This window comes from Thiogranum sp., from assembly GCF_058323355.1.
Genome location: NZ_JBTTIO010000013.1, coordinates 20247 through 34517, shown reverse-complemented (window position 1 = coordinate 34517; position 14271 = coordinate 20247). Strand labels below are relative to the sequence as shown.

13 protein-coding genes are annotated in these 14271 nt (G+C 59.3%); 5 read left to right on the top strand and 8 right to left on the bottom strand.

Annotated features, from left to right (window positions below; all coding sequences use genetic code 11):
• The first annotated feature begins 168 nt into the window (after positions 1-168).
• Entirely contained in the window at positions 169-1218 is a 1050-nt protein-coding gene (locus ACW81B_RS02615) for a CDP-6-deoxy-delta-3,4-glucoseen reductase (protein WP_491578649.1), read from the top strand.
• On the opposite strand, the gene ACW81B_RS02610 is transcribed toward ACW81B_RS02615, so the two are convergent.
• The 4 genes from ACW81B_RS02610 to hemC form a co-directional block, all read right to left on the bottom strand.
• Positions 1212-2468 carry a heme biosynthesis HemY N-terminal domain-containing protein gene (locus ACW81B_RS02610; protein WP_491578648.1) on the bottom strand — a complete coding sequence of 419 codons (1257 nt, stop codon included), beginning with the start codon at positions 2466-2468 and terminating at the stop codon, positions 1212-1214. The genes ACW81B_RS02615 and ACW81B_RS02610 overlap by 7 nt on opposite strands.
• Positions 2465-3679, bottom strand: coding sequence for a uroporphyrinogen-III C-methyltransferase (locus ACW81B_RS02605; protein WP_491578647.1), 1215 nt, complete (start codon positions 3677-3679; stop codon positions 2465-2467). Before ACW81B_RS02605 ends, ACW81B_RS02610 begins: the two co-directional genes overlap by 4 nt.
• 79 nt (positions 3680-3758) lie before the next feature.
• Positions 3759-4550: a uroporphyrinogen-III synthase gene (locus ACW81B_RS02600; RefSeq protein ID WP_491578646.1), complete on the bottom strand. Its 792-nt coding sequence runs from the start codon at positions 4548-4550 to the stop codon at positions 3759-3761.
• On the bottom strand, positions 4547-5485 hold the full coding sequence (gene hemC, locus ACW81B_RS02595) for a hydroxymethylbilane synthase (RefSeq protein WP_491578645.1): 939 nt from the start codon (positions 5483-5485) through the stop codon (positions 4547-4549). Before hemC ends, ACW81B_RS02600 begins: the two co-directional genes overlap by 4 nt.
• A gap of 95 nt (positions 5486-5580) precedes the next feature.
• On the opposite strand from hemC, the gene ACW81B_RS02590 reads away from it, so the two are divergent.
• Positions 5581-6072, top strand: coding sequence for a thioredoxin family protein (locus ACW81B_RS02590; RefSeq protein WP_491578644.1), 492 nt, complete (start codon positions 5581-5583; stop codon positions 6070-6072).
• Between the two features lie 21 nt (positions 6073-6093).
• On the opposite strand, the gene ACW81B_RS02585 is transcribed toward ACW81B_RS02590, so the two are convergent.
• Both ACW81B_RS02585 and ACW81B_RS02580 read right to left on the bottom strand, forming a co-directional pair.
• The gene (locus ACW81B_RS02585; RefSeq protein WP_491578643.1) at positions 6094-6819 is read right to left on the bottom strand and encodes a LytR/AlgR family response regulator transcription factor; all 726 of its coding nucleotides are present in this window, start codon (positions 6817-6819) and stop codon (positions 6094-6096) included.
• On the bottom strand, positions 6816-7874 hold the full coding sequence (locus ACW81B_RS02580) for a sensor histidine kinase (RefSeq protein WP_491578642.1): 1059 nt from the start codon (positions 7872-7874) through the stop codon (positions 6816-6818). The genes ACW81B_RS02585 and ACW81B_RS02580 overlap by 4 nt, the downstream gene beginning before the upstream one ends.
• 116 nt (positions 7875-7990) lie before the next feature.
• Between ACW81B_RS02580 and argH the strand changes: the two genes are divergently transcribed.
• Positions 7991-9382 (top strand): argininosuccinate lyase, encoded by a 1392-nt coding sequence (gene argH, locus ACW81B_RS02575; RefSeq protein ID WP_491578641.1) that lies wholly within the window; start codon positions 7991-7993, stop codon positions 9380-9382.
• Here the strand turns inward: argH and ACW81B_RS02570 are convergent, their stop codons facing one another.
• Both ACW81B_RS02570 and ACW81B_RS02565 read right to left on the bottom strand, forming a co-directional pair.
• Positions 9383-12136 carry a bifunctional diguanylate cyclase/phosphodiesterase gene (locus tag ACW81B_RS02570; RefSeq protein ID WP_491578640.1) on the bottom strand — a complete coding sequence of 918 codons (2754 nt, stop codon included), beginning with the start codon at positions 12134-12136 and terminating at the stop codon, positions 9383-9385.
• Between the two features lie 19 nt (positions 12137-12155).
• Positions 12156-12866 carry a cupredoxin domain-containing protein gene (locus ACW81B_RS02565; RefSeq protein ID WP_491578639.1) on the bottom strand — a complete coding sequence of 237 codons (711 nt, stop codon included), beginning with the start codon at positions 12864-12866 and terminating at the stop codon, positions 12156-12158.
• A 62-nt stretch (positions 12867-12928) separates the two neighbouring features.
• On the opposite strand from ACW81B_RS02565, the gene ACW81B_RS02560 reads away from it, so the two are divergent.
• Together ACW81B_RS02560 and ACW81B_RS02555 are read left to right on the top strand one after the other, a co-directional pair.
• Complete coding sequence (locus ACW81B_RS02560; protein WP_491578638.1) at positions 12929-13306, top strand: nucleotide pyrophosphohydrolase; 378 nt, start codon at positions 12929-12931, stop codon at positions 13304-13306.
• Between the two features lie 134 nt (positions 13307-13440).
• Entirely contained in the window at positions 13441-14271 is an 831-nt protein-coding gene (locus ACW81B_RS02555; RefSeq protein WP_491578637.1) for a GGDEF domain-containing protein, read from the top strand.

Genomic DNA, 14271 nt, shown 5'->3' with positions numbered 1-14271 from the left:
GCAGACATCCCGCTTGTAAAACCCGGCTTGACACAGGGATAAATCCGCATCGTCTCCACACTTACGCCGCGGCATTTGCCTGGACACACGATTAACACAATATTCATGCGTTTACCTATTGCGTGAAATCAACGAGAATGCCGGGCTTTCGTCAAGAGTATTCACCACATGACCTTCAAGGTTGAGATTGAACCCAGCGGGCACAGGTTTACCGTTGAAACAGGGGAAACCCTGCTCGATGCGGCGCTGCGTCAGGGTGTCGGTCTGCCTTATGGTTGCCGCAACGGTGCCTGTGGATCCTGTATCGCCACCCTGCTGTCGGGTGAAGTGGATTACCCCGAGGGTCAGCCGGAAGCGGAATGTGAAGCCGGCCAGGCGGTTATCTGCCAGGCGCACGCACGCAGCGACCTGCGCCTGAAAGTACGCGAAGTCAGCGCGGGTGCCGATATCACCGTCAAGACCTTGCCCTGCCGGGCCGAACATCTGCGGCGCCTGTCACACGATGTCATGCAGGTACTGCTCAAACTGCCGGAAACCGAACGCATGCAGTTTCTGGCCGGGCAGTATATTGAGTTCATTCTCAAGGATGGTCGCCGGCGTGCTTTCTCCATCGCCAACGCACCGCACCAGGATGCGTATCTTGAACTGCATATCCGCCATGTACCCGGCGGCTCGTTTACCGGTCACGTTTTTGAAGAAATGAAGGACCGCGCACTGCTGCGTATCGAGGGCCCACTGGGTTCTTTCTACCTGCGCGAGGACTCGGATCGCCCCATCCTGATGATGGCCGGCGGCACCGGGATCGCTCCCCTCAAGGGTATGATCGACCACGCGCAATACATCGGTATTGAACGCCCCATACACCTGTTCTGGGGTGTCAGTTCAACGCGCGACCTGTACCTGAAGGATGAACCACAGCGCTGGATGGAAAACAGCAGCCAGTTCCGCTACACGCCGGTATTGTCAGAACCGCTGCCGGAAGACGACTGGCAGGGCAGGACCGGCCTGGTCATGGACGCACTGCTGGAAGCCCACCCGGCGCTGGCAGGCTATGATATCTACATGAGTGGCCCGCCCGCCATGATCGAGGCCGCAACCCCGGTATTTGCCCGGCACGGTGCCAGCCTGGATCACATGTATTCCGATGCCTTTGAATTCGCGCAGGATGTGCTGGACAAGATAGCGCGTGACAGGAAACCCTCCTGCGCTGATCAGTGAGCTGCCACCATCCTGCTCCGGTCAGCTTCAATGACCTGCAACACCGCTTCATCCGTCACCACGGCTGCGGGCGCCACTGGCCCCGGCGCGGGCAATGACAGGCCCTTGCGATAACATTCCGCCGCCGCATCGTGATCTTCGAGTTGCTCCAGCAAATCACCCAGCAGGCGATAGGCTTCGGCAGTCGGCTGTAAACCGACACTGGCTTCAAGATAGCTGCGCGCCTTGCCCCACAGGCGATTGCGTAAACTGATCTTGCCCAGCGTCAACAGCAGAACCGCATCCTTGTCATGCTGCGCCAGCCATTTCTCTGCCATTTTTTGCTGCAGGCTGCTGTCGCAACCTTCGAGTTCGCCATACAGGTAGACCAGACGCTCATCCCGGTAGCGGGCAAGCTGGTCGCGTAACAGGCTTTCGGCCTGCTCGTGCTCGCCAAGACGTACCAGTTGTTCGATATACAGTGCCAGCAAGGCATGATCCTGACGAACCGGCGGCGGTAATTGCGTCCAGCCATGCTTCAGGGTCTCGATATCCCGCGCGGCAGTAAGCTCGCGAATCCTCTCCTGGTAGACCTGTACAGCCAGCCGCTGCCACTGGTCATGATCCAGCACTTCCCCACGCCGCAATTCCGGCAACAGTTCGCGCAACTTCCCCCACTCCTGTTGTCCGAGATATAACTGCATATGCAAGCGCAGCGTTTCACGACTGTGCGGCAACAGGCTGCGCAGGTGGTTCAGTGTCGTTTGCGCCTGATCGAACTGGTGACGCGACAACTGCAGTTCGGCCTGAACCAGACAAATGGCGGCCTCTGCTGCGGGAAAGCGTTTGAGGGCTGTCTCAAGGTAACGGTCACGACGGTTGTCTGCAGCAAGACGATTCGCGGCGTGTGCTGCCGACAGGCACACGGCCAGAGGCGTACGCGTGTCATCGACGAGACGGCCGAGCTGGCGCTCCGCGCGTTCCAGTTTTCCGCTGACCAGTTCGATGATGGCGGCATCATAGCGCCGCGACAGTTTTTGCAACTGGCGCTGACCTGACCACTGGCGTATCCGCACCGGTACTCGCCACAGGCCTGCCAGCGCACGCAGCGCCAGGTAGGCGACCAGTAATACAATGATAAAAACCACCAGCGAGGTTTCCACACTGACATTGCCGTAGCCAATCAGTATGTAGCCGGGGTCCGGCAAGGCAAACAGCGCTGCGGCAACCGATGCAAGCAGCACCAGCAGGCCGATGAACAGGCCTTTCATGGCTTGCTCTCCGGGCCGGCGGGTGTTTCCTCCACAGGAGCTGAAACGGTTTCGTCGGCAGCCGCGCCGCTATTTTCAACGCCGTCTGTTGCTGTTTTTGTTGTTTCCGGCCCGGCCAGCATTTGCTGCTGCTTCTGTAGCTGGCGCAATCGCTGCAACGACGTCGAAACATCGGGCAGATCCGGGTGTATATCCACGGCCGCCAGTTCTTCGAGTCCGGCGGCCATCGCTGTCACTGAAGGGTTCCCTGTATCAAACCATTCTTTCAACCACGAAACAGCCGTCAACAATGCCTGCTGATAAGCCTGCCGGTCTTCGCGCAGCAGGGCAAGCCGCGCAGCGGCCAGTTGCAGCCGCAGATTTTCCTTCAGGAACCAGACGCGATCGGGAGGCAGCATGGGGCCGACCGGCCTGTCGTGTTCGCGAACACGAAACAGTTCCTTGAGGGCCGACCAGATAATCTGTGGCAGGTCACGCCAGTCGCGGGCGGTACGGGTCGTGTCAAACGGTGCAGTATCCGGTTCTGGCGGCTCATAACGACTGCCGCTCACGGGCAGGCTGTCAACTCGCTGCAGCGCGTCAGCCAGCCGCAGGGAAATCCCGTCGAAATCCACCTCCGGCACTTCACGCAGTTTGTTCAACTCACGCGCCAGCTGCTCACGAACCGGCAATAACTGCGGATCAGCCAGTTCACGCAAACGCGCATCGGCGCTTTTCAGTGCCGCGCTGGCTGTACGCCGGTCACGCCTCAGTTGCAGGCTGTCACTGGCAACACGTAACAGGTACTCGACCTCCGCCAGAGTCCAGCCCAGCTCGCTGCGTCCCAGCTGCGAAGCCAGCTTGTTGACACGCTCGGCCAGCGCCGCCTGCCCAGCGCCCAGCGCGGCAAGCCGTTGTTCGATCTCACGGCGGCCCGCCTGCCAATCGTTGCTGATGGCCTGCAGATGACTTTGCAGTGGCTGAACCTTCTGCTCCAGCCGCGGCTCTATGTCTGCCTGTACCCCGGTCAGTTGCTGCAGCTGTGTCCAGATGAAATAGCCACCAACCGCCAGCCCGATGGAAATGCCCAGTGCCAGCAAGGCAAAAACCACAGGCAACCGTGACGCTCGCTGTGATTCAGGTTCAGCTGTTCCGGCAGGTATTTCGGCGGGTGTATCGGCCGGGGGTGCGTCGCTGGTGGTCTGGGGCAGGCTGTTATCGGACTGGCTCATGGCAGCTCACGGTTCACTGTCTGGTTATTGTCAGGGTTCGATTGTACCGGATACAGGTGTGTCTTACCGCGCAGTAAACTCAGCCACGCCATACGCACAAGGCGTCCAGCACCGCGTCATCGGTGGCATTGGCGGCCAGCAGTGGCTGTTGCGTAAAACCCAGCTGTTCGGCGACCGGCAGCATGCGTTCGCTGACAACCAGCAGCGGCGTACCCCGCAACAGTGCCCGACCCTCATCGTCCAGCATGGCAAACAGGTTTTCCAGGCTCTCGACGCTGTTGACCTGCACCACATCGATATCACCCGAACGCCAGGCCCTGACCAGCGCAGCACTGTCCGTATCCGGCCGGGAACGCTGGTAGGCTTCAACGTACTGAACATCCGCTCCACGTTCACGCAGGGTGTCTGCAAGGAACTCGCGACCGCCGTTGCCACGGAAAATCAGTACCCGCCGGCCAGTTACATCCTGCAACGCATCCAGTTCCAGCAATGCTTCGCTGTTGAAACGGCTATGTGGACACAGATCGGCGTGCAGACCAAAGGCTTCCAGGGCTTCTGCAGAACGCCTGCCGATCACGGCAATGCGGACCGCAACCGGCCAGTCGCGTTGCGCAAGAATGTGGGTCAGCGCACACTCAACCGCATTGGCACTGATAAATATAGCGATATCATAATCATCCAGCTGATCGACACAGGCCTCCAGGGGGCGGCTGTCTTGCGGCGCTGCAATCTCCATGACCGGAAACGGGATAGCGCGGCCACCAAGTTGCTCGATACGCCGACACAGGCCAGCGGCCTGGTGCGCCGGGCGGGTGACCAGCACACCACAATTCTGCAGTGGGGTGCTGCCCGGGGCCGGCGCCCCGGTCATCCGTTGCCCCCGGCGTACACCGCGTCGAGGATCTGCCGCGCGCCGCGAGACAACAGGTCATCCGCCAGTACCCGGCCGAGTTCCCCGGCATCCTCCGGCCGGCCGCTGATCACGCCCTGCACCATCTCACTGCCATCCGGACGACCGACCAGCGCACGCAACACAATCACTCCGTGGCTGATTTCCGAATAACCGGCAATCGGCACCTGGCACCCCCCCTGCAAGGCCTCGTTCAGGGCGCGCTCGGCACGAATACGGGTAGCGGTCTGGCCATCATTGAGCGCCTCGATCAGCGGCCTCACCCGTGCATCATCGACTCGAACTTCGATCCCGATGGCGCCCTGGCCGATGGCCGGAATGAACTGCTCGGGTGCCAGCAGCTCGGTAATGCGCGCCTCCCAGCCCATGCGTTTGACACCTGCCGCCGCCAGCATGATGGCGTCGTAGTCACCGTTATCCAGTCTGGCCAGGCGGGTATTGACGTTACCCCGCAGATCGAGCACTTGCAGATCCGGGCGAATACGCCGCAGCTGACACTGGCGGCGCAGGCTGGAGGTGCCCACCCGGGCACCCTGCGGCAATCCATCTAAACTGGAATATTCGTTTGAAATCAACGCGTCACGAGGATCTTCGCGCGGCAGAACCGCGGCCAGCCCAAGGCCCTCCGGGAACTCCACCGGTACATCTTTCATGGAATGCACGGCCAGGTCGGCGCGTCCTTCCAGCATACCGGTTTCCAGTTCCTTGACGAACAGACCCTTGCCGCCGACTTTTGCCAGCGGTGTGTCGAGTATTTTGTCGCCCTGTGTGGTCATAGTGACCAGTTCGACATCAAGCCCGGGGTGTCGTGCCAGCAGTGCGTCACGCACGTGATTGGCCTGCCAGAGCGCCAACGGGCTCTTGCGGGTTGCGATACGAAGTGTGGAATCTGTCATGGCTACCTGGCTTGCGGAAACGGGAAACTTATCTGTCGCGGAAACCGTATAATGGTAATGGCTTTCCGCGCGGAACAATTGGAGGAGCATAACGAGTGACAGACAAGTGGTGCAAGTGGCCGGCGCTTACGGCCATCATTTTTCTGCTGGCTACCACCGGTTCGCGAGCCAGCGTACCACTGGCGCAGGACCTGCGTGATGCCGGCCGCCTGGCCGAGCAATCCTGTGCGCCTGTATTGCTGGAGTTTGCTGCCGAATATTGTGATTACTGCGTACTGCTGGAACGCGAGATTCTTGACCCGACATTGCTCGACAGCAGTTATGACCAGCGGGTGGTGATGCGCAAATTATTGATCGATGATGGCAGTACACTGCGCGACTTTGACCACCTTTCCACCGATGCCGCCAGTGTTGCAGGCCGCTACAAGGTGTGGGTAACGCCGACGGTGCTGTTCGTCGACAGTCGCGGTGAGGAGCTGGCCGAACGCCTGGTCGGTGTCAGCTCCGTGGACTTTTATGGCGGCTATCTTGACGCAGCGCTGGACCGGTCGCGGCAGCGACTGCGGGAACTCGGGCGCTGCGACTGAGCCGGCAGCGGGCCATCCGTTTCACACACCTTTTCGAATATGCCGCCTGACATCGGGCAGTAACCGGCGGCTGACTTCCAGCCGTTCTTCCACACCCTCCAGCACCACCTGGCAATGCCCCTGGCTGTCCTTTTCCAGCGCCCGAATGCAGCGCGCCGCCACCAGGGCATTACGGTGAATACGGATAAAGTGGTCGGCAAATTCCTGCTCCAGGGCCTTGAGTGCATCCTCTACCAGTATTTTTTGCGTCGCCGAACGTACCGTGACGTACTTCTGGTCAGCCTGAAAATAGACGATCTCCTCGACCGGGATGAGTTCCAGGTTACCGCGATTGCGGGCAGACAGGTGCGTCCTGGCGCGGTTTTCCTCAACAGCTTCAAGCTGCATCCGGCTCAATCGTCGTGCCTTGTCGAGCGCCTGCTGCAAGCGCCCGGGGTGAATCGGCTTGAGCAGGTAATCGATCGCCTGCGCCTCGAACGCCTCCAGCGCGTGGTCTCCATAGGCCGTGGTAAACACCACAACCGGCGGGTTATCGAGTTTTTGCAGATGACGCGCCGCCTCCAGACCATCCATGCCCGGCATACGAATATCCAGCAGCACCAGTTCGGGCGCCAGTGTCAGCACACGATCGAGCGCCTGCTGACCGTCCGCAGCCTCGCCGCATACCTCGCAGCCTTGCAGCTGGCCGATCAGGCGCGACAGGCGCTCACGCGCCAGGGCTTCATCGTCGACCACAAGGCACTTCATGCGGCTTTCTCCCGCGGAAAGTACAGGGTGGTTTCAAAAACGTCATCCACTTCGCGCAGCGCCACGCCGGCCTGATTTCCAAACGCCAGTTGCAGGCGCAGACGGATGTTGTCGAGCGCAATGTTATTGCCCTTGCGATGTGACACGACGCTTTGCGGTGCACGCGGGTTGCGTATGGTGATGGTAATACGCTTGCCTTCGGCTGCGCCGTGAATGGTAATCCGCCCGCCCCGGGGTAACGCCTCGATACCGTGATACACGGCGTTTTCCAGCAGCGGCTGAAGAATCAGCGCGGGCACCAGTCGCTTGCGCGGCAGACGCTCGATATCCCATTCAACCTGTAACCGTTCACCCAGGCGCAGGTTTTCCATGCGCAGATAGCGCCTGGCGACCTCGATTTCCTCATCCAGCGGAATAGGCTCCGAGGCATCGCGCAGGGTGACGCGAAACAGGTCGGACAGATCCTGCACAGCCAGTTCTGCACGCTGCGGGTCGCTACCGGTCAGTGCAGCAATACTGTTCATGCTGTTAAACAGAAAGTGCGGGCGTATGCGTGCCTGCAGGGCCTGCACGCGCGCCTGTGACTCGGCCTGGATCTGCCGCCGCCACTGGTGCTGTACAAACAGGTAGCGCAACACCAGTCCACTGACGATAGCGCTGATCACTATGTTGCGGAACAAAAACCCGATATGCCCGGATGTCCCGGCACCCTGATCGAGTCCACCCATCCGCCAGGCCATTTCGCTGATCACGACTGTTACCAGCAACAACAACAGGTAACTGGCCAGTACCGCCGCAGTATTGCTGATTTTCAGTAACAGGGGGCGGGCAAGGCACAGGCACGCCGCACTGCTCAGTGCAATCCACTGCACAAACAGCGACACCAGCCCAAGGTCATTCCAGGGGTCGGCACGGCCGTTGGCCAGCACCAGCACAAACGCCAGCAACTCGGCGATCACCACCACCGCGAATACCAGACGGATATCGCAAAAGCTGGGCAGGAACAGGGCATCCTGCGACGCGGCTGACGAATTTTTACGGCTTGTCTGGCCCATGGCGGCGATCGCTCGTCCAATGAAACGCCCGTAACCGGGCAACACTGTAATATCGGCCAGAGTTATCAGTACTTTGAGGTATACTGGCGCCCCTGTTAACCGCCACCTGCACCGATATGACCGACAAACCGAGCAGCGACAAGCCCTGGGGCGGTCGCTTTACTGAATCCACCGACGCTTTTGTGGAAGCCTTCACCGCTTCCGTGACCTTCGACCAGCGGCTGTACCGCTACGACATCGAAGGCTCCCGGGCACACGCACGTATGCTCGCAGAGGTCGGGGTGATTACCGATGACGAGCGGGACACCATCCTCGGCGGCCTGGATACCATTGAAAAACAGATCGAATCCGGTGCGTTCGAGTGGTCAGTCAGCCTTGAAGACGTGCATATGAACATCGAGGCACGGCTGACCGCGCTGATCGGTGAAGCCGGCAAAAAACTGCACACCGGACGCTCGCGCAACGATCAGGTTGCGACCGACCTGCGCCTGTACCTGCGCGACCAGATCGATGCCGCCTGCGCCGAACTGCTGCGCCTGCAGACCGGCCTGCTGGCGCTGGCCGAACGCGAAGCCGACACTATCATGCCCGGTTTCACGCATTTACAGGTCGCCATGCCGGTCACCTTTGGCCACCACATGCTGGCCTGGTTTGAAAACCTGCAACGTGACCGGGAGCGCTTGCTGGACAGCCGCAAGCGGGTCAACGTGATGCCGCTGGGCGCGGCGGCACTGGCAGGCACCAGCTTCCCCATCGACCGGCACTACACGGCAAAACTGCTGGGCTTCGACGCACCGGCCGAAAACTCGCTGGATGCCGTCAGCGATCGCGACTTCGTCATCGAGTTTTGCAGTAACGCCGCACTGATCGTTACCCACTTGTCACGCTTCTCGGAAGAACTGATCCTGTGGGCCTCGGCGCAGTTCAATTTCATCGATCTGCCAGACCGTTTCTGTACCGGCTCCAGCATCATGCCGCAAAAGAAAAATCCCGATGTGCCGGAACTTGTGCGCGGCAAGACCGGCCGTGTCACCGGGCACCTGGTGAGCCTGTTGATGCTGATGAAAGGCCAGCCGCTGGCCTACAACAAGGACAATCAGGAAGACAAGGAACCGCTGTTCGACAGTGTTGACACACTGCTTGGCTGCCTGCGCGCATTTGCCGACATGGTTCCTGCCCTGCAGGTCAGGGCGGACAATATGCGCAAGGCGGCAGCAAGCGGCTATTCGACTGCCACCGATCTGGCCGACTACCTGGTGCGTAAAGGCGTGGCCTTCCGCGACGCACACGAAATCGTCGGCACAGCCGTACGGCTTGGCATCGACAGCGGGCGTGACCTGGCTGAAATGAAACTGGACGAGCTGCAGGCCCTGTCACCCGCCATCGGCGAAGATGTGTTCGATGTATTGACGCTGGAAGGTTCGGTATCGGCGCGTAATCACTTTGGCGGGACAGCGCCGCAGCAGGTGCGCGAAGCCATTACCCGGGCGAAACAACGGCTGACCTGATCAGGCCACCGAGATACTGGCCGGTGGAGCACCTTCCACACTGGCCGGCACCAGCTCCGGTTGCGGCTTGCCCAGGTAGTACCCCTGCACATAGTCGACCCCGAGACTGCGTACCCGGTCGTATACCTGTTCGTTCTCAACGAACTCGGCAATGGTATGCATACCCATCCCTCTCGCCACATCAACCAGCGCCTTGACGAACAACTGGTCAGCGTTGTTGTTGTGGATGTCGCGGATGAAACTGCCGTCGATCTTGAGGATGTCGGCGCGCAGGTGTTTAAGGTAGGAGAAGGACGAGAAACCCACACCAAAGTCATCCAGTGAAATCCGGCAACCGAGCTGACGGATCTTCTGGATGAATTCCATCGCGCTGGTCAGCTGTTCACAGGCCGCTGTCTCGGTGATTTCAAACGTAATGCGCGCCGGATCCACACCGGACTCACGGACTTCACTCTCGATACATTCATACATTTCCTGGCTGCCCACCGACATGCCGGACAGGTTGATGGAGAATGCCGTCTGGGCAAACTCTGCGGGCAGTTCGGCCAGATAACGGATGGCCTTGGTGAGCACCTGCCGATCGACCCGCTGGATAAGACCAAACTGCTCGGCGGCCGGGATAAACTTGCCCGGCGGTACCAGCTTGCCGTTTTTCTCGCGCATGCGAACCAGCACTTCGTAGTGTGAAGTCCGGCCAGCCGCAATCGCGACGATCGGCTGGAACACCAGCACCAGCTCATCACGATCCAGTGCCTCCAGCAGGCGGTCCTTCCACACCAGCTGGTTATCCATTTCTTCGCGCATCATGTCGGATTCATCATAGCTGTGCACGCAATTGCGTCCGCTGCGCTTGGCGGAACTCATGGCGGCATCGGCCTTCGCCAGTAATTCAACCGGCGCCCTGCCCTGGGCCGGGAAGGTCACGATACCGATACTCGCTGATACGTTCAGGCTGCGCCCGCCATAGCGTGGCTTTAACCTGCCGAGACGTTCCAGCAGCTCAGCGGCTTTTTCAATGCCCCGTGTTTCGTCCATACCGGGATAGGCCACGGCAAATTCGTCACCACTGACACGCGCAAGAAAATCCTGTTCCCGCGAAGCACGCTTGAGCAGGCCGGCAATCTGCACAATAATCTGGTCGCCTGCTGCATGACCGGCGGTATCGTTGATCAGTTTCAGGTGATCGATGTCGATCAGCAGCAACACGCCACTCTGGTTGTCACGCTCGACCCGGCGTATCTCGTGGTTGAGGTCCTGGATAAAGCGACGCCGGTTGGACAGGCCCGTGAGGTGATCCTGGTTGGCCAGAATCACCATGCGCTTTTCGTCCTGCTTGATCTTGGTAATGTCACGCGCCGTACCGCGGTAACCGCGGAATGTCTTGCCGGAGAACACCGGTACACCATTGAGGCGCAGACAATGCCGGTCGCCATTTCGTGCATGCACCCAGATTTCGACTTCCTTGAAGAGATCGCGTCTGTTATCGCCTGAACGCAGCAATGACATCAACTCGCCCAGGTTTGCACCCGGAAAGATTTCTGCCGGTGTACGCCCCAGCCAGCCTTCAGCCGGGATATCCAGGGTTTCCGAGACACTTGTCGAAACAAAGGTAAAGTGCCCGGAACGGTCTGTTTCCCATAACCAGTCTGACGAACTCGAAGCAAAGTCGCGGAATCGGCGGCGGCTGTTCTTCAGCTCATTCTGGGACGCATTGAGCGCGCCCAGCATGGCGTTGAACGATGTCATCAACTGGCCCAGCTCATCCTTGCGGGCAAGCTTTATTTTCTGCGTCATGTCACCGTTGGCGATCGCCTGCGTTGCCCGCGCCAGCAACTGGATCGGTCGTGTCAGGCTGCGGCGACTGATACTGATACCGAACAGTCCTGCCAGCAACAGGATCAGCACCGAAAAGTACAGGGCATTTCCGGCAAGCACCCGGAACGGCGCCCAGTAGGTCGAGTGAGGAACGGCCAGCAACACCCTGGCGGCCTTTCGTTCAGACCCTGCATGATTCAGTATCGGCAACACACGAATGCTGTAACGTTCACCATCCACGTCCAGCACTTCAGTGTGTTTCGACGAACCGATCTGACTGATCAGCGGTAATTGTGTCTTCAGGCCGGCAATACTGCTGGCCAGTACGACGTTATCACTGAATATTGCCATGTCGGCATAAACCAGATCCTGCAACGCCTGCAAGTCCTGTTCAGAAAACCGTTTGCCGACAATCAGTGCGCCAACCCGCCCACCAAGTGGATTTTCAATTGGCACGGCAACCAGTTGCAACAGGCTGTCAAACATCAACGCATTCCCGAATCTGACCACATCGCCTGCCGCGAGTCCGCGCACCAGGTCAAGCAAATCAGTCGAGCCCAGCACCTGGGAAGAAGTAAAGTGCGGCTTGTCACCCACACCGGCAACGTCACCCGGCCCGGTACCCAGGTAGACGGCAATAAAATCCGCGCCGGGACGGGGATACAGATCATCGAGCATACCGCGCACAGTCGCGATATCGCCTGTCAGCGTTGCAGCAATAAGGCTGGGTTCTGTGCGCACACTTCGTGCAACACTGAACAGATTATCAAAGGTATTCTTCTGGGCACTGACAAATACCTTGCTCGCACGATCAAGGTCATCGTGAATACCGGCAGCAACGTGATCCCTGATCAACAGGAACGCGGCACCCGCCACGCCTGTCAAAACGGCCAGCACCAGTGAAATAACAAACAGCGTATTTTTCTGTTCTATGTTCAAGTGCTAATCCAGCATCCACCTAGTCACGATAAAGTTGTTCCACACCGGCCTGCGCGTTCAACTGCCCACGACCCTGCCCACCTCCGCGCGACACCACCCGCAGCGCCAGTGGAGGTGGCGAAGTCATGGCCCTCACCTCAACCCAGCGTGTCTCGGCAGCCGGTGCAGCAAGACGCAGCTTCCAGCGGCCGCCAGCCAGCCCGACAAAATGAAAATCACGCCCGGACATCACTGTTTCCAGGTAGGGCGTATCCACCACATCGATTCGCGCATAGCTCTTGTTGTGGATACGACAAAAAAAATGCGTTGTTCCGGGCACATCGAGCACCAGCTTCGGACTGGATGCCTGGCTGCCGTTTGCCCGGTCCAGGCGCGCCGACCAGGGTTTTCCCGATGACAGGGAAAATATCTGGTGGTAAACCCCGTCACGATTCACGAAACGGATGCTGTCGCCCTTCTTGACAGTAAAGAATGCCGGCGACATGCGATTACCCACGATTTCCACCCGGTGCAGACGGGAACGCCCTGGCACGACATGCTGCCCCTCGGCGGGCAGAAGGGCTACGGAAACCGGCTGTGCCTGGACATCCGCACCTGCCGGGAACATACCCTGGTACTCAACCGTGATGGTTCCTCTTACCTCGGCTGCAGAGGCCCGCTGCCCAACGCCCGCCAGGCCTGCCAGCAGCGCCAGTGACAACAACCTTGATATCAATATGTTGCGAACCATCAATGCTTAAACCCCATAAATCCTTTTCCGGTTCTGGAGCTAGCGGCCGCGAATATGATTTAATGAGTATTGTGAGTTACCCGCCTGACAATGACAGCCTCGAACAGCTACGCCGGCAACTGGCGAATTTTGCTGAACAACGCGACTGGCAACAGTTCCATTCACCGAAAAACCTTTCCATGGCGCTGATCGCCGAGGCCGCCGAACTGGTGGAACATTTCCAGTGGCTCAGCGAGGCGCAAAGTCTCGAACTCGACGATAAAAAACATGCCGAGGTGCGCCTGGAGCTGGCTGATATCCTGATTTACCTGGTCCGTACGGCCGACCAGCTCGGAATCGACCTGATTTCCGCCGCCAACGACAAGATTGCCATCAATCACAAGCGTTATCCTGTTGAAAAAGTTAGGGGAAAAGCCGGACGCGGCGAGGATTTCCGCTAACCCTGGCGCACCCCTGGAAATGCGTTCCTGCGCACGACCCATTATAAAGATTCCGTCGCAGTTTCCGCTAACAGGCAGGTGGCTGTCTGTGGACAGCACCCGATCATTTACAACTGCTGCGGAGTACCACGCGGATGCCGGAATTTCTGTCTCCCGAACAGGCGATGCGCCTGATCGACACCTGCCCAATCCCTATGATTCTGTTAACGACGGCTGGCGAAGTTTATGCCTGCAACCCGGCCCTTGAAGCAATGCTCGGAAAAGCGCAGGTTGATGAACTCGCAGGCGCGTCGGCCAGTCGCACGACCAGCCCGGTACTCAAGGCCCTCCTCGGCAACACCAGCCAGACCCGCTGGACAGACAGCAACGGGCAGACCCGTCACTATGAAATTATGTGTGCCAGTACGGGTGGTGAAATGTCACTGGAAGCCCGCTATTTCATCGACATCACACGCCAGCATGCGCTCGAACAATCGCAACAGACACTCCGTGAAGAATTACGCGAGCATACCCTCACCGATTCTGTCACCGGCCTGCTCAACCGGCGTGGTGTGATGCTGGCGCTGGAGCCACAGGTGGCAAGATCGCGCCGCTACAACAGCCCGATCTCGGTCATCATGCTGGATGTCTGCGGCAGCAACGATGACGATACACTGCGCAAACAGGTTGCTCGCCAGCTCAAGGACCAGTTGCGCTGGGCGGACCTGGTGGGTTGCGACGATAAACAGGCATTCGTGCTGGTACTGCCTGAAACCGGTGAAAACGATGCACGACGACTGGCCGAAAAGCTGTGTGTACGACTCACCGGGTCTGCCCGTGATGATGCTCCTGAACATGCCCTTTCTGTCACTTATGGCGTGACTGGCTGGCGGCGCACGGACAATGCCATCACATTACTCAAACGCGCCAGGCTGGCGCTGCAACAGACAACGGCCGGAAATCATCGGGAACCGGTAGCCCTTTAG